Source organism: Pseudomonas sp. NPDC090201, from assembly GCF_044746825.1.
In the GTDB taxonomy this organism is placed as follows: Bacteria; Pseudomonadota; Gammaproteobacteria; order Pseudomonadales; family Pseudomonadaceae; genus Aquipseudomonas; species Aquipseudomonas putida_AD.
The window spans coordinates 923823-949738 of record NZ_JBIVCX010000001.1 but is presented as its reverse complement, the minus strand read 5'-3'; the positions used below and the strand labels follow the sequence as shown (position 1 = coordinate 949738).

The following is a 25916-nucleotide window of genomic DNA, read 5'->3' as shown; positions in this document are numbered from 1 at the left end:
AATAAAAAACCCACCAAGAGGTGGGTTTTTTATTGAGCGATGAATCAGAACATCCGCATCGGCGGCACGTCGCCCGCCGTCGGTTTCTTCTCGCCGGTCTGGGTCTGTTCGTACCAGCCGCCACCCAATGCCTTGTACAGGTTGACCTCACTGGTCAGCTGCGACAGGCGATCGGTGATCAACGACTGCTGCGCGCTGAACAACTGACGCTGGGCGTCGAGGAAGGTCAGGTTGCTGTCGACGCCGATACGATAACGACGCTCGGCCAGGCGGTAGTAGTCCTGGTTGGCGGTGACGAAATCGGTCTGCGCCTTGAGCTGGTCGGTGAAGGTCTTGCGCGAGGCCAGGCCGTCGGAGACTTCCTGGAACGCGGTCTGAATCGCCTTCTCGTAATTGGCAACGCCGATGTCTTTCTGGATCTTGGAGTAGTCCAGGCTGGCGCGCAGGCTCCCGGCGTTGAAGATCGGCAGGTTGATCTTCGGCGTGAACAGCCAGGTGCCCGAACCGCCCTTGAACAGGCCGCTCAGATCACCGCTGGCGGTCCCGGCACTGGCCGTCAGGCTAATGCTGGGGAAGAACGCCGCACGGGCCGCGCCGATGTTGGCGTTGGCAGCCTTGAGGCTGTACTCGGCCTGCAGGATGTCAGGACGGCGTTGCAGCAGTTCGGACGGCAAGCCAGGCGGCATCTCGTTGAGCATGTCGGCGCTCAGCGGTTTGGACGCTGGCAGGTTGGCTGGCAGACCGGTACCCAGTAGCAGGACGAGATTGTTCTCATCCTGTGCCACCAGGCGCTGGTACTGCGCCAGCTTGACCCGGGCGCTCTCGACGGACGTGCGCGACTGCGCCAGGTCCAGTGCCGAGGCCACGCCGACTTCGCTGCTGCGCGAGGTCAGACGGAAGCTTTCTTCGAAGGCGCCGAGGGTGTCCTGCGTCACCTTGTACAGCTCTTTGTCGGCCTGCCAGGTCAGGTAGGCGTTGGCGACGTTGGCCACCAGGCTGATCTGCGTGCTGCGGCGGGCTTCTTCGCTGGAGAAGTACGTCTGCAGGGCTTGCTCGCTCAGGCTGCGAACGCGACCGAACAGGTCCAGTTCATAGGCGCTGACACCCAGGCCCACCGAGTACTGGCTGGTGATGCCGGCCTGGCCGCTCTGGGACAGATCGGCCGGCACCCGCTGGCGGGTCCCGGTGGCGTCAGCCGCGACCGCCGGGTACAGGTCCGCACGCTGGATGCGGTACTGCGCCCGGAAGGCGTCGATGTTCAAGGCCGCGACACGCAGGTCGCGGTTGTTTTCGAGGGCAGTCTGAATCAGTTGTTGCAGCGCCGGGTCCTGGAAGAACTGGCGCCAGCCTTGCTCGGCGGCGGCCTGGTTCGCCGCCTGGGCCGGCGAATACGCCGGGCCTTGCGGATACTGGGCGGCCACCGGTGCTGCAGGCTGCTTGTAATCGGGGATCAACGAGCAGCCGCTAAGAACGATCGCGGTCACTGCCAGAGAGATCAGGGACTTGCTCATTGGCCAGCCTCATCGTGTGGGATATGTTTCTGTTTGCTCTTGAACAACCCGGACACCGATACGAAGAACAGCGGTACCCAGAAGATCGCCAGGATGGTCGCGGTAATCATACCGCCGATCACGCCTGTACCGATCGAATGCTGGCTGCCGGAGCCTGCGCCGGTGGAGATGGTCAGCGGCACCACACCGAGGATGAACGCGGCAGACGTCATCACGATCGGTCGCAGACGCATCCGGCACGCTTCGACCGCTGCGTCGATCAACGACTTGCCTTGCTCATGCAGTTCCTTGGCGAACTCGACGATCAGAATCGCGTTCTTCGCCGCCAGACCCACCGTCACCAACAGGCCCACCTGGAAGAACACGTCGTTGGACAGCCCTCGCAGACTGGTCGCCATCAGCGCACCGATGACACCCAGCGGCACCACGAGCAGTACGGCAATCGGAATCGACCAGCTTTCGTACAGCGCTGCCAGGCAGAGGAATACCACCAGTACCGAAATTGCATACAGCGCCGGTGCCTGGGAGCCGGAGAGACGTTCTTCGAACGACAGACCCGTCCAGGAATAACCGATGCCCTGCGGCAACTGCTGCGCCAGCTTCTCGATCTCGGCCATCGCCTGACCGGTACTGTAGCCCGGCGCCGGAGTACCGAGAATCTCCTCGGCCGGTACACCGTTGTAGCGCGACAGTTTTGGCGAACCGTAGACCCACTCGCCGGTGGCGAAGGCGCTGAACGGCACCATGGTCCCGCTGGCGTTGCGCACGTACCACTTGTTCAGGTCCTCAGGGCTCATCCGCGACTTGGGATTACCCATGATGTAGACCTTCTTCACCCGACCGCGGTCGATGAAGTCGTTGACGTAGTTACCGCCCATCGCCACCGACAGCGTGGTGTTGATGTCGGTTTGCGTCACGCCAAGGGCGCGGGCTTTTTCGTCATCGATGTTCAGCTGGTATTGCGGCTCGTCCGTCAGGCCGTTGGGGCGCACGCCTGCCAGGATCTTGCTCTGCGAAGCCAGGCCCAGCAGCTGGTTACGTGCCTGCATGAGTTTTTCATGGCCAAGGCCAGCCTGGTCCTGCAGGTACAGGTCGAAACCGGTGGCGTTACCCAGTTCCAGTACCGCAGGTGGCACCACGGCGAAGGACATCGCGTCACGGAAGCCGAAGAAGTGTTGCTGGGCACGCTTGGCGACTTCGAACACGCTGTTGGACGAATCACGCTCATCCCACGGCTTGAGCAGCACGAATGCCAGGCCCGAACTCTGACCGCGACCTGCGAAGTTGAAGCCGTTGACCGAGAACACCGATTTGACGCCCGGGTCGGTCAGCAGGAATTCGCGCATCTTGTCCAGGGTGCCCTGGGTCCGCTCGGCGGTGGAGCCGGGCGGGGTCTGGACCTGAGCGAAGATCACGCCCTGGTCTTCTTCTGGCAGAAACGCAGTCGGAATGCGGGTGAACATCCAGATCATGCCGGCGAAGATCAACAGGTACGCCAGGAACGCCGGGAACTTGTGGCGAATGACGTTGCTGACGCCGCGCTCATAGCTCAATACGCTGCGGTCGAAAGTACGGTTGAACCAGCCAAAGAAACCCTTGCGCGGCTGGCCGTGCTTTTCAGGGTCGATGGGCTTGAGCATCGTGGCGCACAGCGCCGGGGTGAAGACCAGCGCGACCAGTACCGACAGCGCCATGGCAGACACCACGGTGATCGAGAACTGCCGGTAGATCACGCCCGTGGAGCCGCCGAAGAAGGCCATCGGCAGCAGTACCGCCGACAGCACCATGGCGATACCGACCAGAGCGCCCTGGATCTGCTCCATGGATTTGCGGGTGGCTTCCCGAGGCGACAGATGCTCCTCGGCCATCACCCGCTCGACGTTTTCCACCACGACGATGGCGTCGTCCACCAGCAAGCCGATGGCCAGCACCATACCGAACATGGTCAGGGTGTTGATGGTGAAGCCGGCTGCGGCGAGGATCCCGAAGGTACCGAGCAATACCACCGGCACCGTCATGGTGGTGATGATGGTGGCGCGGAAGTTCTGCAGGAACAGGTACATCACCAGGAACACCAGAATGATCGCCTCACCCAGGGTGTGGACCACGCCGGTGATGGATTCCTGGACCACAGGCGTGGTGTCGTACGGGTAGACCGCTTTCATGCCAGGCGGGAAGAACGGCTCCAGACGGCTGATCGTCTCGCGGATGGCCTTGGAGGTGTCCAGTGCGTTGGCACCGGTCGCCAGCTTGATCGCCAGGCCCGAAGCCGGTTTGCCGTTGAACTGTGCGTCGACGCTGTAGTTCTCGCCGCCCAGGCCGATGGTCGCGACGTCTTTGAGGCGGACTTGCGAACCGTCCTGGTTGACCTTGAGCAGGATGTTGCCGAACTGGTCGGCGTTCTGCAGGCGGGTCTTGCCGATGATGGTGGCGTTGAGCTGCTGGCCCTTGACCGCAGGCAGGCCGCCGATCTGGCCGGACGACACCTGGACGTTCTGCGCGGTGATCGCCGCTTTCACGTCGACCGGGGTCAGCTGGTAGTTGTTCAGCTTGTCCGGGTCGAGCCAGATGCGCATCGCGTACTGGGCACCGAACACCTGGAAGTCACCCACACCCGGGGTACGGGCGATCTGGTCCTGGATGTTGGAGACGATGTAGTTGGACAAGTCTTCCTTGCCCATGCTGCCGTCTTCGGACACCAGGCCGATCACCAGCAGGAAGTTCTTCACCGCCTTGGTCACGCGCAGACCCTGCTGCTGCACTTCTTGCGGCAGCAGCGGGGTGGCCAGGTTGAGCTTGTTCTGTACCTGAACCTGAGCGATGTCCGGGTTGGTCCCCTGGTTGAAGGTCACGGTGATGGTCATGCTGCCATCGGAGTTACTTTCAGAGGAGATGTAACGCAGGTTGTCGATACCGTTCATCTGCTGTTCGATGACCTGCACCACGGTGTCCTGCACGGTCTGTGCAGACGCACCTGGGTAGGTCACCTGAATGGCGATGGCCGGTGGCGCAATGGCCGGATACTGGTTGATCGGCAGCTTGAGAATCGACAGCGTGCCGACCAGCATGATCACGAGGGCGATAACCCACGCGAAAATGGGTCGATCGATGAAAAACTTCGACATGAATCAGTTACTCCCTTGGGCGGGAGCCGGGGCGGCAGCCGGTTTCACGTTGGTGGCGTCCGCTACGGTCACCTGGGCACCGGGCTTGACGTACTGCAGGCCTTCGGTGATCACGCGATCACCCGGGTTCAGGCCCTTGTCCACGACCCAGTCAGTGCCACTGGTACGGGTGGCCACCAGGCTGCGCAGCTCGACCTTGTTGTCCTGGTTGACCACCAGGGCGGTCGGTGTGCCTTTCAGGTCACGGGTCACGCCTTGTTGCGGCACCAGGATTGCTTTCTCGTTCACACCGGATTGCAGGCGGGCGTGCACGAACATGCCAGGCAGCAGGGTGTGGTTCGGGTTCGGGAACACTGCACGCAGGGTCACGGAACCTGTGGTCTGGTCGACCGATACTTCGGAGAACTCAAGCTTGCCGTCAACCGGGTACTGGCTGTTGTCTTCCAGGGTCAGCTTGACCTTGGCGGCGTTGTCACCGGCCTTCTGCAGCTTGCCGCTTTCCAGTTCGCGGCGCAGACGCAGCATCTCGGTCGAGGACTGGATCACGTCGACGTAGATCGGGTCCAGTTGCTGAATGGTGGCCATCGCATCGGTCTGGCCATTGCTGACCAGGGCGCCTTCAGTCACGAGCGAGCGACCGATACGACCGGAAATCGGCGCATACACTTTGGTGTAGCGCAGGTTGATTTCGGCGTTCTGCACGGCAGCCTGGGCTTCGCGGGCGTTGCCCACTGCGGTGTCGTATTCCTGACGGCTCACGGCCTGTTCGTTGATCAGCTGCTTGTAGCGACCGGCCAGCGAGTTGGTGGCATCGTAGGTCGCCTTGGCGCTGTTCAGGTTGGCTTCATACACGGCTGGATCGATCTGATACAGCTGCTGGCCGGCCTTGACGTCGGTGCCTTCGGTGAACATGCGCTTGAGGATGATGCCGTTGACCTGCGGACGCACTTCAGCGACGCGGTAGGCGGTGGTGCGGCCCGGCAGGTCGGAAACCAGCGTGTAGGGCTGGGGCTGGATGGTCACGACGCCGACCTGAGGAGGTGGTGGGGCAGCAGCTGCCGCTTCTTCCTTCTTACTGCATCCGCTGAGCAGCGATGCCAGGGCGACGGCAGTGACCAGTACGGTAACAGCTGGCTTGAATTGCATGAAAATCCTCGGGTCAGGAGCAATGCTCATGAGAAGTGAAAAGGGCTTAAAGGGTTTTCCGGCTGGATAAGTAGCAAGCTAATGAATATACTTACGTTCACGGTTGTTTGTAAACACCCGCACGTGCGACAGACGAACGCACTGCCGGTATCGATCGCTCTCGCGGGACAAGGCAATACAAATGCCGCCCGCTATGCTGTTCAGGCCACTCGACCGCAGAGCCTGAAGCATCTTCATTGAGGTTTTACTGCCATGGTTCGACGCACGAAAGAGGAAGCACTGGAAACGCGCAGGCAGATTCTTGAAGCCGCCGAGCAGGCTTTCTTCGAGCGCGGCGTGGCGCGCACCACGCTGGCCGACATCGCGACCCTGGCAGGGGTGACTCGGGGCGCCATCTACTGGCACTTCAGCAACAAGGCCGATCTGGTGCAGGCGATGCTCGACAGCCTGCATGAGCCGCTGGAAGAAATGGCGCGCGCCAGCGAGAGCGCCGACGAATTGGACCCTTTGGGATGGACACGTAAGCTTCTGGTTCATTTGTTTCAGCAAGTTGCTACGGACCCAAAAACCCGCCGCATCAATGAAATTCTTTTTCATAAATTCGAATTCACCGATGAAATGTGCGACATGCGGCGCCAGCGGCAATTCGTCTGGCTTGACGCCAACGAGCGAATCGCCCTGGCTCTCGGCAACGCCGCGCGTCAGGGGCAGCTCCCCGCTGACCTGGACTCGCAGCGAGCGGCCGTTTGTCTGCATGCTTATATACACGGCATTCTGGGCCAGTGGTTACTGGTGCCTGACAGCTTCCCTCTGTACGAGGACGCCGAACGACTGGTCGATACCGTTCTGGATATGCTTCGTTACAGCCCCGCCTTGCGAGGCGCTGCGCCCCGGCGCCCAGCCGATGCCACCGCACTATAACGGCGTGGCGCATAGCCTGCATCTATACCTAGGTTCTACCGGGTTGAACAGGTGGTTTACCTGCTCTTTACCCTGAAATTTCTGTCATTCAGCCGGGCGACAGCAACGGGCCGTTCAGCGGTCCTTGTCTTCGCGGCCACGCAACACGGTGTTGGGCATCGCCAGCGCCGCCGACAACCCCAGTAACGAAACGGCGGCGCTTGCCAGCAACAAGTGCTGGAACGTCATCGCCAATTGACCTCGCAACAGCTCAAGCGCCGGGCCACTGACCTTGTTCAGGCTGTCCATCAACAGGTTCCCGGACTGCCCCTCGCCACCGATCGCGCCAGCGCTGAGCTGATCCAGACCGGAGCCTGCCAGCATCGCCAGCAACAGCGCCGACATGCTCGCCACACCCACCGCGCCGCCCAGCGAGCGGAAAAGGTTGGTGGTGCTGGTGGCCACGCCCATGTCTTTCATTTGCACCGAATTCTGCGAGCCCACCAGCGACGTCGGGAACTGCAAGCCGCAGGCGATGCCGGTCAGCACCATGAACAGGCTGGTCAGAATCACCGAGTCCGCCGGGGTGAAGGCAATGCCGATGATGGTCAGCGGCATCAGCAACGCGCCGCTGAGGATGATGGGTTTGTAATGGCCGGTCAGCGAGGTGCGGCGGCCGCCGAAGTAGGCGCCCATGGGCATGCCGATGGCCAGCGGCATCAGGTGCAGCGCTGCACTGTCCGCACCGCCGCCGGTGACAGTCTGAAAGCGCAAGGGCAGCAGGACGATCAGCGAAATGGCCTGGAAGTTGGTGAAGAACACCGTGCACCAGCACAACACCGCACTGCGGTTGGCGAACAGGTGCATCGGCAGCAATGGCTCGCGCGCGCGGCGTTCATGGACAACGAACAGCATCAGTGCCAGCAGGGCCACGCCCAGTTGCGTCAGCACATGAGGGTTGCGCCAGCTGTGGCCCTGGCCGATTTCGGTGATGCCCAGGAGCAGCGCGGTCAGGCCGACGATCATCAGCACCGTCCCCAGGTAGTCGATGATCGGCTTGCGCTGCGGTACCGGCAGGCCGATGAGAGTCTTGCGCGCCACCCACCAGGCAATGAACCCCAGCGGCAGGTTGATGATGAACACCCAGCGCCAGGACAGGTATTCGGTCATGAAACCGCCGAGCACGGGGCCCGCGACACTGGCGACCGCGTACATGCTGCTGAAATAACCCTGATAGCGGCCACGCTCGCGGGGTGGCACGATGTCGCCGATGATGGCCTGGCTGACCGAGACCATCCCGCCCGCACCAATACCCTGCAGCACTCGCGCCAGCACCAGTTGCTCCATGTTTTGCGCCATGGCGCAGAACAGCGAGGCGAGGGTGAATGTTCCCAGGCCAAACAGCATCAGGCGCCTGCGGCCGTACAGATCGCCCAGTTTGCCGTAAATCGGCACGGCGACGGTCAGGGCTACCATGTAGGCCGAGATCACCCAGGCGAGGAGGTCAAAATCGTTGAACTGGGCCGAGATGGCTGGCATCGAGACCGCGACGATGGTCTGGTCCAGCGCACTGAGAAAGACGGCCATCATCAGCGCGAAAAGAATGCTGCGGATGTCCGTATGGGATTGATTCAGACTGGTCACGGGGCAGGACTCGAACAGGCAGTTTGACCCGCCGCAACCACGGCGGGGGGAATGTGCCCAGTCTAATCCGTTAGCTTCCTAATCGATACCAGGCTGATGCCGTTTTATCGAGTCAGCTGGATGGGTCAGCGCAGTGAGCTGAAGGTGGCATCGGCGGGGGCGCAATGGCCGAAGGTGCAGACCAGTGCACCGCGTGGCTGTTGTCGCAGTTGTTCGATCCGGTAGGCGCCTGCGCCATAAATGGCCAGAACCACTGCAACGGCGACTACATAAACGCATTGTCTTTTTATTGTGGTTTGCATGACAGTTGCCTCGATCCGGTTAAAAAATGATCTTTTCTACGGATAAGGTCAGTGTAGGCCCGTATCGGGGGTGATGGCGTGGTGATGGGTATTGAATGTTTATATCGGTAGCGCCGGGGTGTTGGCGTTATGACGATGGAACTAAATCTGCTGATCGCGGTGATCGTTGCCACGCTCCGCGTCGGCTTGCGATGCTGACGTTGCGTTTATATCCGTTCGCGATGGTGATGCTGATTCAGTTTTCCGCCCTTACGGCGGGTCACTTTTTCCAAGAGCTGAAAAAGTAACCAAAAAAGCCCTGCGACAGGCTGGGGTCCTTCGGACTTCCCTCGACTCCGGCGTCGTTCCGGGGGCACGCCATGATGGGCCATCCATGGCCCGCACGGCTTTCGCGGCATCCCTGCCGCTCATCCCCCTCCAAGACACCTGCGCTCGGCCTGGCGCCTTAACGTCGCGCCCTGTGTCGCCTGAACCATCGCGCACCAAGATCAAAAGCAAGATCAAAATCTTTGGTTGTACACAGCTCCGTAGCAGCACGGCTTGCCGGCGGGGACGTCCTCAAAATCGCCCCCGCCGGCAAGCCGTGCTGCTACGGGCCGGTGCTCGCATCTGTAGGAGCGCGCTTGCCCGCGACGGCGGCCTGTCAGTCACATCTTCATCACCCGACACACCGCCATCGCGAGCAAGCTCTCTCCCACGGCCTCCGGCCAGAAACAGAACGAATTCACCCCACCAACCCGTAGCAGTCCGGCTTGCCGGCGTCAGCGCCCCCAAAATCGCCGACGCCGGCAAGCCGGACTGCTACGGGTCGGTGTTGGCATCTGTAGGAGCGCGCTTGCCCGCGACGGCGGCCTGTCAGCCACATCTTCATCACCTGACACACCGCCATCGCGAGCAAGCTCCCTCCCTCGGCCCCCGGCCAGAAACACTTCGAGGCCACCCCACCTAACCCGTAGCAGTCCGGCTTGCCGGCGTCAGCGCCCCCAAAATCGCCCCCGCCGGCAAGCCGTGCTGCTACGGGGCGGTGTTCGCATCTGTAGGAGCGCGCTTGCCCGCGACGGCGGCCTGTCAGCCACATCTTCATCACCTGACACACCGCCATCGCGAGCAAGCTCCCTCCCACGGCCCTCGGCCAGAAACACTTCGAGGCCACCCCACCAAACCCCTAGCAGTCCGGCTTGCCGGCGTTGGCGGTCTTGAACGCGCCGCAGGCTTTGGATCAGCGTTGTGCCGCCTGGATCAGCAGCCAGTCGAGCAATTGCTGAAGGTGCGGGGAAGGTGCGGTGCGGTTGGGGTACACGAAATAATAGGCCGCGCCGGTGCGCACCTTGAGGTCGAACGGGGTGACCAGCCGTCCGGCGCTGAGGTCTTCGCCGATCAGGGCCCAGTCGCCCATCGCCACCCCCGAACCCTGGGAGGCCACGGTCATCGCCAGGTCCATGGTGTCGAAGTGTTGCCCCTTGCCGAGGTTGCTGAGCCTGACGCCTGCTGCCTTGAGCCACTGCCCCCAGTCTTGCTCGCCCAGGGTGGGGTGCAACAGCATGTGGTGTTCTAGGTCGGTGAAATGCCCCAGAGGCTGGGCGGCTTCAAGCAATGAGCGTGAACACACCGGAGTCAGTTGTTCGTCGAACAGGTGGTGAATCTGCATCGAATCGTCAGGATGTACGCCGTACACCACCGCAGCGTCAAACCCTTCATGGCGAAAATCGACGCCATGGGCGATGGTCGTGGTCAGCTCGACGGGAGCGTCCGGGCGTTCCCTCTGCCACTGCATCAACCGGGGCAGCAGCCAACGGGTGATGCAAGTCGGCGCCTTCAATTGCAGTGCCTGGCGGCGTTCGCCGACCTGATCCACAGCGTCTTCGATCAGCCCGAAAATATGCTCGATACGTGGGAACAGCTCGCGCCCCTCGGGCGTCAGGTTCAACCCCCTGGCCTGGCGCTGGAACAGCCTATAACCCAGATGACTTTCCAGCCCTGCGATCTGCCGGCTCACCGCACCTTGAGTGATGTGCAGCAATTCGGCAGCCCGGGTGAAATTGCAGCATCGGGCAACCACCAGAAATGTGTGCAGCGAGGGCAGGGGAGGCAATCGTTTCATGGGGCTACTGGTCATGAGGCATGAGCTGGGGACATGGCTAAGCATGACATTTTTTGCGTTGTCACCGATATCTCCCCGCAGGTCCAATGTTCGCCATATCTGCCGCTTTTTCCAGGCAGACCCGTGAACCGGCAATCAGAACAACGAAAGGTCCAGGCATATGGCGACGTGCGGCGAAGTATTGGTCAAGTTACTCGAAGGCTATGGCGTCGAGCAGGTGTTCGGCATTCCCGGTGTGCACACGGTGGAGCTGTACCGTGGGCTGGCCGGTTCTTCGATCAGGCACGTCACTCCGCGCCATGAGCAGGGCGCAGGCTTCATGGCTGACGGCTATGCACGCACCAGCGGCAAGCCGGGGGTGTGTTTCATCATCACCGGGCCTGGCATGACCAACATCACCACCGCCATGGGTCAGGCCTATGCCGACTCGATCCCGATGCTGGTGATCTCCAGCGTGCAGTCGCGCAGCCAGTTGGGCGGCGGGCGCGGCAAGCTGCATGAGCTGCCTGCGCAGGGAGCTCTGGTTGCAGGCGTGGCGGCCTTTTCCCACACGCTGATGTCGGCGGCCGAGTTGCCGTCGGTGCTGGCGCGGGCCTTTGCGCTGTTCCAGGCAGGGCGTCCGCGGCCGGTGCACATCGAAATCCCGCTGGATGTGCTGGTGGAAAACGCCGATGACCTGCTCACCAGCCAGCCGGTGTCGGTCACCCGTGCAGGCCCGTCCCCTGCGGCGATCAAGCAGATGGCGAGTCTCTTGGCCAACGCCAGGCGGCCGTTGATTCTGGCCGGTGGCGGCGCCATCGATGCCGCACCTGCACTGACCCGCCTGGCAGAACAGCTGGACGCGCCGGTCGCGCTGACCATCAACGCCAAGGGCATGCTGCCTTCGCACCATCCGCTGCTGATCGGCTCGACCCAGTCGCTGGACCCGACCCGCGAGATCATCGAGGGCGCCGACGTGGTGCTGGCCATCGGCACCGAGCTTGCGGAAACCGACTACGACGTCACCTTCCAGGGCCATTTCAAGATCCCGGGCACCTTGCTGCGCATCGATATCGACCCCGATCAGACGGTGCGCAACTTCCCGCCGAAAGTGGCGTTGGTGTCCGATGCCACAACCGCTGCCCAGGCGCTGGTCGACGCTGTGGGCGAATTGACTCTCGCCGAGCGCTCCCAGGATTGGGGCAGCAAACGCGCCGCCGCGCTGAAAGCCACGCTGGACGCCTCATGGGATGAAGCCACCCGCGGGCAGACGCTGTTCCTCAACACCGTGCTCGAAGTGCTGCCGGAGATCGTGATCGTCGGCGACTCCACCCAGCCGGTCTACACCGGCAACCTGACGCTGGATCTGGACAAGCCACGCCGCTGGTTCAACTCATCCACCGGCTACGGCACCCTGGGTTACGCGCTGCCGGCTGCGATTGGCGCCTGGCTGGGCAGCCAGGACGCAGGCGAGCGCAACCCCGTGGCCTGCCTGATCGGCGACGGCGGCCTGCAATTCACCCTGTCGGAGCTGGCCTGCGCGGTCGAAGCGAAGACTCCGATCATCGTGCTGCTGTGGAATAACCAGGGCTACGAAGAAATCAAGAAATACATGGTCAACCGCGCCATCGAGCCGGTCGGCGTGGACATCTACACCCCGGACTTCATCGGCGTCGCCAAGGCGCTAGGCTCTGCGGCGGAAGCGGTGGACGGCGTCGAGTCCCTCAAGGCAGCGCTGCTGACGGCAAGCGACCGTCAGGGGCCGACCGTTATCGAAATCGACCAGCGCGGCTGGATGAATGGGTTGAAAGCATCGTGAGTGAGGCAACTGTGTTGAGTCCGGTTCTGGCAGGTCTGTACATCGATGGCAAATGGCGCTCGGGCGACGAGCAATTGCCGGTTATCAATCCTTCAACCGAGGAGCGTCTGGCCATCGTCACCGGTGGCGATGCCCGTGCGGTGGACGATGCAGTCCATGCGGCTCGCGCAGCGTTCGGCGGCTGGTCACAGACCACTGGCGCGGCGCGGGCGATGATTCTGCGCAGAATTGCCGAAGGGGTGGCGGCGCGTCGCGAACGGCTGATCGAACTGCAGTCGAGCAACAACGGCAAGCCGGGCTTCGAAGCGGCCATCGACGTGGACGATGTGATTGCCACCTTCAACTATTACGCCGACCTTGCCGAAGCGTCCGATGGCCAGCAGGATCGCGCAGTGCAACTGCCTGTCGAAGACTTCACCGCGCGGCTGCGGCGTGAGCCCTGTGGCGTGGTCGGGCTGATCGTGCCGTGGAACTTCCCGATGGTCACCACCGCCTGGAAACTGGCCCCGGCACTGGCGGCCGGTTGCTGTGTGCTGCTCAAGCCGTCGGAGGTCACGCCACTGGCCGAGCTGGAACTGGCGCAGATCATTGCCACCAGCGGTGTTCCGGCAGGCGTGTTCAACGTCGTCTGCGGCACGGGTGTGTCGGTGGGCGCGTCGTTATCTGCGCATCCGGGGATCGCCAAGGTTTCGTTCACTGGCAGCAACGCCGTGGGCGTGCAGGTCATGCAGCGCGCCGCCGAAACAGTGAAAGGCGTGAGCCTGGAGCTGGGCGGCAAATCTTCGCTGCTGGTCATGGCTGATGCCGATCTGGACCTGGCGGTGGATCTGGCCAGCGGCGGCGGCTACTTCAATGCCGGGCAGATGTGCTCGGCCACCAGCCGCGTACTGGTTGCGCAGGAGATTCTGGAGCCGTTTCTCGAGCGTCTGCTGGCCAAGGCCCGGTCGATCAAGGTCGCAGGCCCAGGCAACGAAGACGCCGAGATGGGCCCGCTGGTGAACCAGGCGCAGTACCGGCGCGTGGTCGCGCATATCGAGGCGGGCAAGGATTCAGGCGCGCGCCTGCTGTGCGGCGGTGTGCGGCCGGCGGATCAGCCTCGCGGCTATTTCCTCACCCCGGCGATTTTCACCAACGTGCCGCTGGACAGCGCCTTGTGGCGTGAAGAGATTTTCGGGCCGGTGCTGTGCGTGCGCGGTTTCAGCTCCCAAGCCGAGGCCATCGCCCTGGCCAACGACACGCAGTTCGGCCTGGTGGCCAGTGTGGTCAGCCGCGATCTCGACGCCGCCGAGCGTATCGCCAACGCCCTTGAGGCGGGGATGGTGTGGATCAACGCGCCGCAGGTGATCTTCCCGCAGGCCTCATGGGGCGGCTACAAGCAGAGCAGCCTGGGGCGCGAGCTGGGGCCCTGGGGTCTGCAGGCCTTCCAGGAGATCAAGCACGTGGTGCGCGCGGTCTGATCACAGCGTCTTGCGCAGGCGCGCCAGATCCCGCAAGGGCGGCGCGCCGAACAGCCGGCTGTACTCGCGGCTGAATTGCGAGGGGCTTTCATAGCCCACCTTGTACCCGGCCGCCGACGCTTCGAGCCCGTCGGACAACATCAGGCGGCGGGCCTCCTGCAATCGCAGCTGCTTCTGATATTGCAGCGGGCTCATGTTGGTCACGGCCTTGAATCTATGGTGCAGGGTCGAGACGCTCAGGTTCACTTCCTTTGCCAGCTCATCGATACGCAGCGCTTGCTGGAAGTTTTCGTTCAGCCATTTGATGGCCTGGGTCACGCGATGGGTCTGGCAGTTGGAAATGGCAATTTCGTACAAGCGATAGCCTTCGCTCCCACGCAGCAGGCGGTAAAGAATTTCCCGGGTAATCAGCGGTGCGAGCATGGGGATGTCTTTCGGGCTGTCGAGCAGGCGAATCAGCCGGATCACGGCGTCGAGCAATTGCGAGTCGATGCGCTCGACATACATCCCGCGTCCGCTGGGGCGGCTCGGAACGCTCATGGGACCGGCCTCCGCAATCAACGCATTGATTTGCGCAGGGTCGATGTCCAGGCGCATCGCCAGGTGCGGCTCGTCCGGTGTCGCGTAGATCACCTTGCCGCTGATCGGCAGGGCGACTGACAGCACCAGGTAATTGAGCGGATCGTAGGTAAACACCTCGTCACCCAGGGTCACGTCCTTGCGACCTTGGGCCATGATGCACAGCGCTGGATGCACAAGCCCCGGCACCGATTGCTGGGCATGATCGTGGCGCACCATGAACAGGGACTTGATGACGGTCTGAAAACTGCCATCGGTCGGCGCATGCCGGCGAATCAGTTCTGCCAGCTCGGCGCGCTGTTGCTCCATCTGCGGGGTCAGTTCTGCAATGGGCTGGCTATCTGTCCCGGCTGGCGGGGCGGAAGAGGCGACGGTGGGCAGCATGGGAAACGTCCTCTGGCGATGCATCGATGGGGCACAGGATATTTTTGTGCAATCGACGACGGTAGACGAATACTGCCGGATGATTGCCCGATTCTGCATCAGGTTGTTGCAGCGTGCGACGAAACCCCTTGCCCATCGGGGTTTATTGCTCAAAAGTCCAAGGCGGGCTGTGACAGCTTTGTGACGGCTCCCGGCCCTGAAAAAAAGTGCCGGCGCAGGATCAGGCAATTACCGGGCAGTAATTGGCTAACGACAGTTGCACCCATGCCCCTAATCTTCATTCCCGGCCGCAAAGCATTTCCTCTGTCGCGGCTGGACCAAGGGAGCACGGACAATGCAAAGCACCTCCATCGTCAGTCATCTGGTATACGCCCGCGCCAGCGCCGGGAACAGCGTGCAACTGGGCGCACGCCTGAGCACCTTGATTGCCCAGACCTCGAGAACGGCCGGCTGCCTGCATTTCGCCTTGCAGCGGTCCATGACCGAGCAGGATCTGTGGGTCATTTCCGGATTGTGGGCGGATAAATCCGCGATGAACGACTGGTTTGCCAGCCCGGAACTGAATGTATTCGCCGAGTTGATGAGTGAGCGAGTAGTGAGCAGCCTGGATTTTCAGACGTTTGCCAATGTGACGGCATTACAGGCCAGGGCCGCTTATGCCTTGCCGGATGCGCGGATGGCAGGATGATTGGCCTGGCTGTGAATGGCGCCGATCGCGAGCAAGCTCACTCCTACAGGTGCGCGCGGTTTCTTGTAGGAGTGAGCTTGCTCGCGATGGCGTCATCCCAAGCGATGAAAGTTGGCGGTTTTCAGGCGGCTCAGGTTTAAAATCCCTGCCTTTCCCTACCAAGGCAGATCTTGCTCTTATGGCACGCAAAGAATTCCAGCATCACGAAGCCGTTTCCGCCGCCGTTCCAGGTGAGGGCGGGTACAGTGCCGCCATCGCGGTCAAAGGCCTGGGCGCCGGGGGCGCGCCGACTTTTCACCGACTGCTCGTCGACCAGAAATTCAAGACTGCGCTGGACGCCGATCAGGCCGCCGTACAGGAGCTGGAGCGGCTGATCGACGTGACCAGCGAAGGCGAACTGATGTTTGCCCAGGACTGATCAGGCCTTTGGCCGGTACATCTTGAACAATGCCTCTGGGCCCAGCTGAAAATAGTCGGCCGGGCCACCGCCGCGCAGTATCGGCTCACCGGCAGCGGTGTCGTAGACGCCGTCCTTGAGCAGCCGCTTCTCGATATGCACGGCCACCACCTCTCCCAGAATCAACCAGCTCGGCACGACCTCTTTATCGGCGCGCTGCAACTGGATGATCTGCGTCACCTTGCACTCGAACGCCACCGGCGTTTCCTTCACCCGTGGCACTGACACGATGCGCGACGGCGCGGCTGTAAGGTTCGCCAATTCGAATTCGTTGATGTCGGCCGCTACCGGCGCGCAACTGGCGTTCATCTGCTCGGCCAGCGGGCGGGTGGCCAGGTTCCAGACGAACTCGCCGGTCTGTTCGATGTTGTTCAGGCTGTCTTTGCGTCCGATGCTGCAAAAGCCAATGATCGGCGGCACGTAGTTGAATGCGTTGAAAAAGCTGTAGGGCGCAAGGTTCAGGTTGCCCTGAGCGTCTTGGGACGAAATCCAGCCGATGGGACGTGGACCGACGATGGCGTTGAACGGATCGTGGGGCAGGCCGTGGCCTTTGGAGGGTTCGTAGAAATGAATATCGTCTGACATCGCGGCTCCTGGGAAATCAGGCAGAACGGGGCGGCTGCTGGTGAGCAATCAAGGCCGTCATAGTGCAAGCGCAGCGCCGATGATGCCAGTCCTTGCCCGTTTTGCAGGCAAAAAAAAGCCCGACATAAGCCGGGCTACAAAGGGAGTTCGGAGGAGAACTGTGAAACGTGAAGCGTGAAACCTTGAATCAGCTGACGCGGTTGGCGCCTACGTGGTCAGCGCCGTCAGCGGCCAGGCGGTTTGCACCGACGTGGTCAGCGCCATCGGCGGCTTGGCGGTTGGCGCCTACGTGGTCGGCACCATCAGCGGCCAGGCGGTTTGCACCAACGTGGTCAGCGCCATCGGCGGCCTGGCGGTTGGCACCAACGTGATCAGCACCATCAGCGGCCAGGCGGTTTGCACCGACGTGGTCAGCGCCATCAGCGGCTTGGCGGTTGGCGCCTACGTGGTCGGCACCGTCAGCGGCCAGGCGGTTCGCACCGACGTGGTCTGAACCATCGGAAGCCTGACGATAAGAGCCAGTGTGCGAAGCATTAGTGTGGGAAGAACCACCTTCGGCGACTACATTGCCGCTCACTGCAGAATGAGTATCCGAAACAGGCAGGGCGAAAGCGCTCGATGCCAGGATGGACAGACTAAGCCCAAAAAGGATGTTTGAAGTTTTCATGAGGGTTGCTCCAACTAAGTTCAATAATTTTTTCAACTTGGGTATGGAGCTAATGTTACGCGCGTACGGATTAAGTAGAAGTTAACAAGCTTGCTAACGATCATCGTTGAAAATGATAGTCCTCTGCAGCGCCCGGTTTTGAGGCGTTCCAGCGATTTTGGCTTCGAAATGGGGCGAAAACTGTCAGAACCGACAGTTCTGCATGTTGACAGATTTGATATTGTGTGATTTTTGTATTTGCTGCGTATCTGTTTGCGTGATGAGGCCCGATTCAGCCGATCCATGTCGCCATTTGCGCAAATAGCGATTTTGACCAGTCAATGTCCGGGAAAGGCCCGCAAATTCAAGGGGTTTGAGAATCTGGCCTGGCAGAAAAAACTAAGCCCGGCAGAAGCCGGGCTGGGAAGGAACAGCTTTTGAATCAGCTCAGGCGGTTTGCACCGACGTGATCTGCACCGTCAGCAGCCAGACGATTTGCACCAACATGGTCAGCACCGTCAGCGGCAACGCGGTTGGCACCTACGTGGTCAGCACCGTCAGCGGCAACGCGGTTGGCACCAACATGGTCAGCACCGTCAGCGGCAACGCGGTTGGCACCTACATGGTCAGCGCCGTCAGCGGCAACACGGTTGGCACCTACATGGTCAGCGCCGTCAGCGGCAACGCGGTTGGCACCTACGTGGTCGGCACCGTCAGCAGCGACGCGGTTGGCACCTACGTGGTCAGCACCGTCAGCAGCGACACGGCCGATGTTGGTGTGGGAAGAGCCGTTCTCTGCAACTACCGGTGCGTTGACTTGTTTGGTTGCGTCAACACTTGGAAGTGCAAAAGCGCTGCTAGCCAGAATCGAGAAAGCCAGGCCGAAGATCAGTTTGTTAGTTTTCATGGTAGTTGCTCCAGATCGATTTAAGTAGTGGGTAACTCGGTATGGAGTTAACTTTACTCGGCTCTGGATTATTAAGAAGTCAATCGCATTGGTAGCGAACATCGCTGAAATTGATACTACAAAAACCGGTTGAAGATTCAGTGGGTTAGCTGCCATGGCAGCGAAAAAAAGGGCGGCTCACCTGAGTGGCCGCCCCCTTCATTGCGTACGAGAAACCCGTAGCAGCCCGGCCGGCAAGCGGAACGCCGCCCGGCCGGGCGCTACGGTCCGTGTCAGTCGGTTTCGATCCGCGAGTGCTTCTGGGTGTCCTTCATGAACACGTAGACCAGCAGCGATACCGCGATGCAGCCCGTGACGTACCAGTAGTACCCGGTCTCCATGCCAATGCTCTTGAACCACAGCGCGATGTATTCAGCGGTGCCGCCGAAGATCGACACGGTCAGTGCGTACGGCAGGCCGACGCCCAGTGCGCGGATTTCGGTAGGAAACAGCTCGGCTTTGACCACCGCGTTGATCGAGGTGTAGCCGCTGACGATGATCAGCGCCGCCATGATCAGGAAGAACGCGCCCCACCAGGTCTGGATGGTGTGCAGGGTGCTGAGGATCGGCACGGTGCAGATCGTGCCCAGCACGCCGAAGGCGATCAGGATCGGGCGGCGGCCGATCTTGTCCGACAGTGCGCCGATCACCGGTTGCAGGCACATGAACAGGAACAGCGTGGCAGCAGAGATGGTGGTGGAGTCGGAGATGCTCATGCCGACCGTGTTCACCAGGTATTTCTGCATGTAGGTGGTGTAGGTGTAGAACGCCAGCGTGCCGCCCATGGTGAGGCCGACCACGGTCGCCAGTTCCTTTGGATGACGCATCAGGGTGCGCATCAGGCTTTCCTTGGCCTTGTCCTTTTCCTTCTTCTGGGTGAAGGATTCGGTTTCTTCCATGCCGCGACGCAGGAACAGCGCGACCACTGCGCACAGGGCGCCGATGGCGAACGGGATGCGCCAGCCCCAGGCGTTCAGTTGCTCGGTGGTGAGGGTCTGTTGCAGCACGATCAGCACGCCCAGCGCGATGAGCTGCCCGGAAATCAGGGTCACGTACTGGAAGCTGGAGAAGAAGCCGCGACGCTCCTTAGTCGCCATTTCGCTGAGGTAGGTCGCCGAGGTGCCGTATTCGCCCCCCACGGACAGGCCCTGCAGCAGGCGGGCGAAGACCAGCAGAATCGGTGCGCCGACGCCGATGGTTTCATAGCCTGGCGTCAGGGCGATGATCAGCGAGCCGAAGCACATCAGCAGCACCGAGGCCATCAGCGCAGCCTTGCGGCCCTTGCGGTCGGCGTACAGGCCCATCAGCCAGCCACCGATCGGGCGCATCAGGAAGCCCACGGCGAAAATCGCGGCGGTGTTGAGCAGTTGGGCGGTGGTGTCGCCCTTGGGGAAGAAGACTTTGGCGAAGTAGAGGGAGAAAGCGGCGTAGACGTACCAGTCGTACCACTCGACCATGTTGCCGACCGAGCCTGAGAAAATGGATTTCAGGCGGCTTCCGGTGGTTTTTTCAGCGACAGGCGTGGCAGCCGATCCGTGCGGGACAGCGTTGGGAATAGCCATAGGTTTTCCTGCAAGTCATTGTTTTTAGAGGAGCGCAGCGATGCGGTCTGACCTGGGTAATAGCAGGAGGTGTGCCAAGGGTTGAGAGGCCCGGTCTAGAAGGGTTTGCCGTGTGGTGATGAGCGGAAATCCGCCGATTGGCCCTGCATGCATAAGCAAGATTTCGCCGATTCATGAGGGCCTGTAGGAGCGCGCTTGGTCTGGGCCGCATCCGGACGACGCGGTGTGTCAGTCAGCGTATTTGTCACAGATACACCGCCGTCGCGGGCAAGCGCGCTCCTACAAGGTTGCGTCGTTTGAGAGGAACTGTTCGCGCACCAGCCCATGGCGCTGCATCTTCTCGTTCAGCGTCCTGCGCGGCAGCTGCAACTCGTGCATCACGGCCTTGATGTCGCCCTTGTGCCGGCTCAGTGCCGAACGCAGGCAATGGGCTTCGAAAGCCTCTTGCTGGGCTGCCAGGGACTGACCGCTGGGCGGCTCGACCGAGGCGGGACTGTCCAGCCCCAGCAACTGCCGCTCGGCAGCGTTGGCCAATTCGCGCACGTTGCCGGGCCAGTCGTGGCTGAGCAGATGGCTCAATTGGCCGCCGCTGAGCACCGGCGCCGCGCGGCCCAGACGTTCTGCGGCCTGGCGCGAGAAATGGCCGAACAGCAGCGGAATGTCCTCGCGCCGTTCACGCAAGGGCGGCAGGCGCAGTTCGGCGATGTTCAAGCGATACGCCAGGTCTTCACGGAAACGTCCGGCGCGGGCCTCTTCGAGCAAGTCGGGCTTGGTGGCGGCGATGATGCGCAGGTCAACTTCGATACTCTGGTTGGAGCCCAACCGCTCCAGGCGCCGGTCCTGAATCACCCGCAACAGCTTGACCTGCTGGGCCAGCGGCATGCTTTCGATCTCATCGAGAAACACCGTTCCACCGTGGGCGAATTCCAGCTTGCCGATGCGCTTGCCCTGGGCGCCGGTGAAGGCACCGCTTTCATGGCCAAACAGCTCGGCCTCGAACAGCTGTTCGGGAATCGCCGCGCAGTTCACCGCCACGAAGGGCTTGTTTGCCCGAGGCCCGAAGTCGTGCAGGCAGCGGGCGACCATTTCCTTACCGCTGCCGGTCTCGCCGCGGATCAGCACGTTGACCGGCAATTGCGCCAGATCCAGCACCTGACGGCGCAGGGTCTGCATGGCCAGCGACAGGCCCAGCAGCGTGGCGTCGAGCCGGGTGCGGGTGTCGGCCTGGTGAAGCAGACGGCGGTTCTCCAGCACCAGTTCGCGTTTTTCCAGGGCGCGGCGCAGGCTGTCCAGCAATGTTTGCGGGGTGAAGGGCTTTTCCAGGAAGTCATAGGCGCCGTCGCGCATGGCGTCCACGGCCATGGGCACGTCGCCGTGACCGGTCAGCAGAATCACCGGAAGGTCAGCGTCCCTGGCGCGTAATTGACCCAGCAGCTCCAGGCCGCCCATGCCGGGCATGCGTACGTCGCTCAGGATCACGCCGGGAAAGTGTTCCGGCAGTTGCTGCAGGCAGTCTTCGGCGCGGCTGAACAGCTGTACCTCGAAGCCTGAAAGTGACAGCCACTGCTGCACCGCCTCCCGGATGGGAGCTTCGTCGTCGACCACGATCACCGAGTTCAACATGCGGGTTCGACCTCCGGGGCACGGTTCAGGGAAAAGGAAAAGCGCGCGCCGTCGTTCAGGTTCTCGGCGCACAGGCGCCCGCCCGATTCATGGACGATGGCGTAGGACACCGCAAGCCCCAATCCCAAGCCATCGCCCACCGGCTTGGTGGTGAAGAAGGGGTCGAAGATGTCGGGCAGATGCTCGGCGTCGATGCCGCCACCGCTGTCGCCAACCGACAGCTGCCACTGGTCGCCATGCTCCTGGATACGGATTTCCAGGCGTTTATGCGGTTTGTCGCGCATCGCATCCAGAGCGTTGCGCAGCAGGTTGATCAACACCTGTTCCAGACGTATGGCGTCGCCACGGACCCAGGCCGGGCGGGTCAGGTCCAGTACACAGCAGATGCGTTCATCGCGGATGCGCGCATCGAGGAGCAACAGCGCCTGATCCACCACGCAGGCCAGGTCCAGCCGCTCGCGCAGGCCGCTGGGGCTTTTGCGGGCGAAAGTCTTGAGGTGCCCGGTGAGGGCGGCCATGCGCGTCAACTGTTGGTCAATCGGCGCCAGCGCCTTGTAGGCATCGTCGATCCGGCCATGATCAAGCAGCAGGCGCAGCGTTGCCAGTTGCATGCGTTGAGCGGTCAGCGGCTGGTTGATTTCATGGGCCAGCGCAGCGGACATCTGCCCCAGGGCCGCGAGTTTGGCGGATTGCACCAGCCCGTCCTGGGCGGTTTGCAGATCCCGGGTGCGCTCTTCTACCAGTTGCTCCAGTTCTTCGCGGCTGCGCTGGCGCAGTTTTGCCAGACGCCAGCGCTGGTAGAGGAACAGGCCCAGAAACACCAGGGTCAGCCAGGCACCTGCCGCCGCCAGTCCGGCGTTGCGAATGTCTTCGTTGGCCGGTTGCGGTTTGCGCAGCAGATGCAGTGTCCAGCCTTCCGGTTGCAGGGGCAGCGATTGCCACAGGTAGTCCGCCGGTCCGTTGGGCGCTTCGACGCGGTTCAACTGGCTGCTTTCGTTGAAGGTGCGAAGGGGCTGCCGGGTCAGGGGCGCCAGCGGTTGTTTGTCGTACTGACGTGTGCTGGCCAGCTCGGCGCGGTCCTGTTCGGACAAGTCATGCAGGGCGCGATAACGCCAGCCGGGCTGGTTGGCGATGAACACGATGCCTTTTGCGTCGCTGACCAGCAGCAAGTCATCACCCTGGGCCCAGGTGTGTTCCAGGTCGGGGAATTCGAGCTTGACCACCATTGCACCGATGAATTGCCCGGCATCGTCGCGCACGGCATTGGCCAGGAAGTAACCGGGAATGCCGCTGGTCACGCCCACGGCGTAGAACCGCCCGATGCCGGTGGCTTTGGTCTGGGTGAAATAGGGGCGAAAGCCGTAGTTGTGCCCGACGTAACTGCTGGGCAGTTTCCAGTTGCTGGCACCGACGGCAAGCCCGTTGCGATCCAGTAATTCAAGCGTCGAGGACTGCGCCGCGCCGTTGATCTGTTCCAGCTTGAGGTTGAGCGCCTGGGTCGTCTGCGGATCGACCGGGCCCTTGAGCGCGTCACGCAATTGCGGGTCCAGAGCCAGCACGGCCGGCAGGGCGCGGTAGCGCTCGATCAGGGTTTGCAGGGTGTTGGCGTATAGCGACAGTTGCGACTGGGCACGCGCGGCGTCGTCTTCCAGAGCGTGGCGCTGGGCCTGATGCATCGCCAGCGTGGCCACCATCGCGGCACCGGCGAGGATCAGGAGCACGTAGAGAAGAAGGCGAGCGGAGCGGGGCATGGTATCAGCCTGTACTCGACGATTTTCCGGTGGGTACACGGTCCGTAGCAGCACGGCTTGCCGGCGGGAGCGTCCTTGAGATCGCTCCCGCCGGCAAGCCGTGCTGCTACGGGACGGTATCGCCTGTAAGTCGATACTTACTGCAGAGTAAAGGTGGTTTCCTTCACGTCTGCCGAGTCCAGGCCGATCATCAGTTTGAAATCGCCCGCTTCGGCCGCGTACTTGAGCGACGGGTTGTAGAACTTCAGGTCTTCTTCGGTCAGGGTGAAGCTCACGGCTTTTTCTTCGCCCGGCTTCAACATGATTTTCTGGAAGTTCTTCAGCTCTTTCACCGGACGGCTCAGGGACGCCGCAACGTCGCGCAGGTACAACTGAACCACGGTTTCACCCGCGACCTTGCCGGTGTTCTTCACCTGAACGGTCGCTGTGATCTTGTCCTTGCGGGTCATCTTGTTGACCGACAGCACGATGTCCGAGACGCTGAACTGGGTATAGCTCAGGCCGTAACCGAACGGGAACAGCGGGCTGGTCGGCTCCTCGAAGTAGTTCGAGGTGTAGTTCGAATCGTTGACGCGATACGGACGCCCGGTGTTCAGGTGGTTGTAGTACGCAGGCACCTGGCCCACGGAACGCGGGAAGGTCATCGGCAGTTTGCCCGACGGGTTGTAGTCGCCGAACAGCACGTCAGCCAGCGCGTTGCCGCCTTCGGTACCCAGGAACCAGCTTTCGACCAGTGCATCGGCTTGCTTGTTTTCCTCGCCCAGCGCCAGTGGCCGGCCGTTCATCAGCACGATGACCAGCGGCTTGCCGGTGGCCTTGAGGGCCTTGATCAGGTCACGCTGGCGACCCGGCAGCACGAGATCGACCCGGCTGGCGGCTTCGTGGGACATGTTGCGCGACTCACCGACCACCGCAACCACCACGTCGGCGCCTTGAGCGACCTTGACCGCTTCGTCGATCATCTCCTGTTCAGGACGGCCATCGATGTGAATCTGGTCGTCCATCTTGTTCAGGTAGGTGATGGCTTCCTGGTTGTCAGTGACGTTGGAACCTGCCGCATACACGAGCTTGGCCTTGTCGCCGACGGCATTGGCCAGGCCGTCGTAGGCGCTGACGGTCTGACGGGCAAGACCCGCTGCCGACCAGCTGCCGAGCATGTCCAGCGAGCTCTTGGCCAGCGGACCGACCACGGCGATGGTGCCTTGCTTCTTCAGAGGCAGGGTTTCGTTGGCGTTCTTGAGCAAGACGATACTCTTGCGTGCCACTTCGCGGGCTTCGGCGCGGTGCAGGCGGTTTTCCGCGTTGCGGTCGACCGGGTCATCCACGGCGGCGCCGATGCGCAGGTACGGGTTGGCGAACAGGCCCATTTCCCACTTCGCGCCGAGCACTTCACGCACGGCGTTGTCCACTTCCTTGATCGACACTTCGCCGCTCTTGACCAGCGCCGGCAGTTCTTCGCCGTAGGCCTTGTCGTTCATGCTCAGGTCAACGCCCGCCTTGATGGCCAGCTTGGCGGCTTCGCGGAAGTCCTTGGCCACGCCGTGGTCGATCAATTCCTTGATCGCGCCGTGGTCGCTGACGGTGACGCCCTTGAAGCCCCAATCCTTGCGCAACACGTCCTGCAACAGCCAGGTGTTGGCAGTGGACGGCACGCCGTTGATCGAGTTGAGGGCGACCATCACGCCCCCGGCACCGGCATCGACCGCCGCGCGGTATGGCGGCAGGTAGTCCTGCTGCATGCGCACCGGACTCATGTCGACGGTGTTGTAGTCGCGACCGCCTTCTACTGCGCCGTACAGGGCGAAGTGCTTGACGGCGGCCATGATGCTGTTCGGCGCCTGGGTGCTGGTGCCCTGGAACGCACGGGTCATGGTGGCGGAGATGCGCGACACCAGGTAGGTGTCTTCGCCGAAGCCTTCGGAGCTGCGGCCCCAGCGGGCATCACGGGTGATGTCGACCATCGGCGCGAAGGTCATGTCCACGCCGTCAGCTGCCGCTTCGATCGCCGAGACGCGGCCGGCGCGGGTGATGGCGTCCATGTCGAAGCTCGAGGCCAGGCCCAGGCTGATCGGGAAAATCGTGCGCTGGCCATGAACCACGTCATAAGCGAAGAACATCGGAATCTTGTTGCGGCTGTGCAGTACCGCGGCGTCCTGCATGGCGCGGTTGTCGGGCAGGACCACGGAGTTGAACGTGCCGCCGATGCGACCGGCGGCGATTTCCTTGGCGATTTCCGGCTTGGGCATCTCCGGGCCGATGCTGATGAGGCGCAGCTGGCCGATCTTTTCGTCCAGGGTCATCTGCTTCATCAGATTGGAGATGAATGCACTCTTGGCCTGTAGCGTGGAGAGATTGCTGGCGGGTGTGGTGGCTGTCTGCGCCCAGGCGGACTGACTGGCCAAACCGACGACAAGACTCAATAAACACAGCTTATTCATGAATGATTTTCTCAGGACCTTGGCCGGCAACTCGCGCGTAATACCGGGCAGCCTTTGTTTTTGGTGTGAAACCTTTGGTTTTTATTGTCGCCAGGGCCGTGAGCCGCTGAACTCCTGATGCATCCGGGCATCACTAGCGCAGCGAGTTTTATCCGATTGCGCCCTGGCAATCCAGAGCCCTGATGACGCGATGGGGCAAGATTATGCCGGGGATCGTCCGATTTAGCTAAAGTCATGTCTGACGGGTGATTCTCCGAAGACGGATCGAAGGGC

The 25916-nt window shown here is 61.9% G+C and carries 19 protein-coding genes; 5 read left to right on the top strand and 14 right to left on the bottom strand.

Features of this window, described 5'->3' with window-relative positions; genetic code table 11:
• Positions 1 to 44: 44 nt before the first annotated feature.
• Genes ACIPOO_RS04365 through ACIPOO_RS04355 form a run of 3 tightly spaced genes read right to left on the bottom strand, consistent with a single transcriptional unit; the run spans position 45 to position 5782 of the window.
• Entirely contained in the window at positions 45 to 1511 is a 1467-nt protein-coding gene (locus tag ACIPOO_RS04365) for an AdeC/AdeK/OprM family multidrug efflux complex outer membrane factor (RefSeq protein WP_274134795.1), read from the bottom strand.
• A complete protein-coding gene (locus tag ACIPOO_RS04360; RefSeq protein ID WP_274134797.1) occupies positions 1508 to 4636 on the bottom strand; it encodes an efflux RND transporter permease subunit in 3129 nt (1042 codons plus the stop codon). The genes ACIPOO_RS04365 and ACIPOO_RS04360 overlap by 4 nt, the downstream gene beginning before the upstream one ends.
• Positions 4637 to 4639: 3 nt before the next feature.
• A complete protein-coding gene (locus ACIPOO_RS04355; RefSeq protein WP_274134798.1) occupies positions 4640 to 5782 on the bottom strand; it encodes an efflux RND transporter periplasmic adaptor subunit in 1143 nt (380 codons plus the stop codon).
• Positions 5783 to 6034: 252 nt separating this feature from the next.
• On the opposite strand from ACIPOO_RS04355, the gene ACIPOO_RS04350 reads away from it, so the two are divergent.
• Entirely contained in the window at positions 6035 to 6703 is a 669-nt protein-coding gene (locus tag ACIPOO_RS04350; RefSeq protein ID WP_400604684.1) for a TetR family transcriptional regulator, read from the top strand.
• Between the two features lie 114 nt (positions 6704 to 6817).
• Here the strand turns inward: ACIPOO_RS04350 and ACIPOO_RS04345 are convergent, their stop codons facing one another.
• The 3 genes from ACIPOO_RS04345 to ACIPOO_RS04335 form a co-directional block, all read right to left on the bottom strand.
• Positions 6818 to 8326: an MDR family MFS transporter gene (locus ACIPOO_RS04345; RefSeq protein ID WP_400604682.1), complete on the bottom strand. Its 1509-nt coding sequence runs from the start codon at positions 8324 to 8326 to the stop codon at positions 6818 to 6820.
• A 125-nt stretch (positions 8327 to 8451) separates the two neighbouring features.
• The gene (locus ACIPOO_RS04340) at positions 8452 to 8628 is read right to left on the bottom strand and encodes a hypothetical protein (protein WP_274134801.1); all 177 of its coding nucleotides are present in this window, start codon (positions 8626 to 8628) and stop codon (positions 8452 to 8454) included.
• 1219 nt (positions 8629 to 9847) lie between these two features.
• Positions 9848 to 10729, bottom strand: coding sequence for a LysR substrate-binding domain-containing protein (locus ACIPOO_RS04335; protein ID WP_400604680.1), 882 nt, complete (start codon positions 10727 to 10729; stop codon positions 9848 to 9850).
• Between the two features lie 160 nt (positions 10730 to 10889).
• On the opposite strand from ACIPOO_RS04335, the gene ACIPOO_RS04330 reads away from it, so the two are divergent.
• Entirely contained in the window at positions 10890 to 12527 is a 1638-nt protein-coding gene (locus ACIPOO_RS04330; protein ID WP_400604678.1) for a 5-guanidino-2-oxopentanoate decarboxylase, read from the top strand.
• 14 nt (positions 12528 to 12541) lie between these two features.
• Positions 12542 to 13984, top strand: a complete 1443-nt coding sequence (locus tag ACIPOO_RS04325; RefSeq protein ID WP_400605188.1) for an aldehyde dehydrogenase family protein — start codon at positions 12542 to 12544, stop codon at positions 13982 to 13984.
• Here the strand turns inward: ACIPOO_RS04325 and ACIPOO_RS04320 are convergent, their stop codons facing one another.
• Complete coding sequence (locus ACIPOO_RS04320; RefSeq protein WP_274136693.1) at positions 13985 to 14872, bottom strand: AraC family transcriptional regulator; 888 nt, start codon at positions 14870 to 14872, stop codon at positions 13985 to 13987.
• 409 nt (positions 14873 to 15281) lie between these two features.
• Between ACIPOO_RS04320 and ACIPOO_RS04315 the strand changes: the two genes are divergently transcribed.
• A complete protein-coding gene (locus tag ACIPOO_RS04315; RefSeq protein ID WP_274136689.1) occupies positions 15282 to 15635 on the top strand; it encodes an antibiotic biosynthesis monooxygenase family protein in 354 nt (117 codons plus the stop codon).
• A 178-nt stretch (positions 15636 to 15813) separates the two neighbouring features.
• On the top strand, positions 15814 to 16053 hold the full coding sequence (locus tag ACIPOO_RS04310; protein ID WP_274136688.1) for a hypothetical protein: 240 nt from the start codon (positions 15814 to 15816) through the stop codon (positions 16051 to 16053).
• Here the strand turns inward: ACIPOO_RS04310 and ACIPOO_RS04305 are convergent, their stop codons facing one another.
• The 7 genes from ACIPOO_RS04305 to bglX all read right to left on the bottom strand — a co-directional run bounded on the left by ACIPOO_RS04305 (position 16054) and on the right by bglX (position 25643).
• Positions 16054 to 16677, bottom strand: a complete 624-nt coding sequence (locus ACIPOO_RS04305; protein WP_400604675.1) for a flavin reductase family protein — start codon at positions 16675 to 16677, stop codon at positions 16054 to 16056. It abuts the gene before it with no gap.
• 187 nt (positions 16678 to 16864) lie between these two features.
• Entirely contained in the window at positions 16865 to 17344 is a 480-nt protein-coding gene (locus ACIPOO_RS04300) for a hypothetical protein (protein ID WP_337993930.1), read from the bottom strand.
• A 421-nt stretch (positions 17345 to 17765) separates the two neighbouring features.
• Positions 17766 to 18230: a hypothetical protein gene (locus ACIPOO_RS04295; RefSeq protein ID WP_400604672.1), complete on the bottom strand. Its 465-nt coding sequence runs from the start codon at positions 18228 to 18230 to the stop codon at positions 17766 to 17768.
• A gap of 272 nt (positions 18231 to 18502) precedes the next feature.
• Complete coding sequence (locus tag ACIPOO_RS04290; RefSeq protein WP_400604670.1) at positions 18503 to 19831, bottom strand: MFS transporter; 1329 nt, start codon at positions 19829 to 19831, stop codon at positions 18503 to 18505.
• 279 nt (positions 19832 to 20110) lie between these two features.
• Complete coding sequence (locus ACIPOO_RS04285; RefSeq protein ID WP_400604668.1) at positions 20111 to 21454, bottom strand: sigma-54-dependent transcriptional regulator; 1344 nt, start codon at positions 21452 to 21454, stop codon at positions 20111 to 20113.
• Entirely contained in the window at positions 21448 to 23205 is a 1758-nt protein-coding gene (locus ACIPOO_RS04280; RefSeq protein WP_400604666.1) for an ATP-binding protein, read from the bottom strand. Before ACIPOO_RS04280 ends, ACIPOO_RS04285 begins: the two co-directional genes overlap by 7 nt.
• A gap of 137 nt (positions 23206 to 23342) precedes the next feature.
• Complete coding sequence (bglX, locus tag ACIPOO_RS04275) at positions 23343 to 25643, bottom strand: beta-glucosidase BglX (protein WP_400604664.1); 2301 nt, start codon at positions 25641 to 25643, stop codon at positions 23343 to 23345.
• Positions 25644 to 25916: the final 273 nt, after the last annotated feature.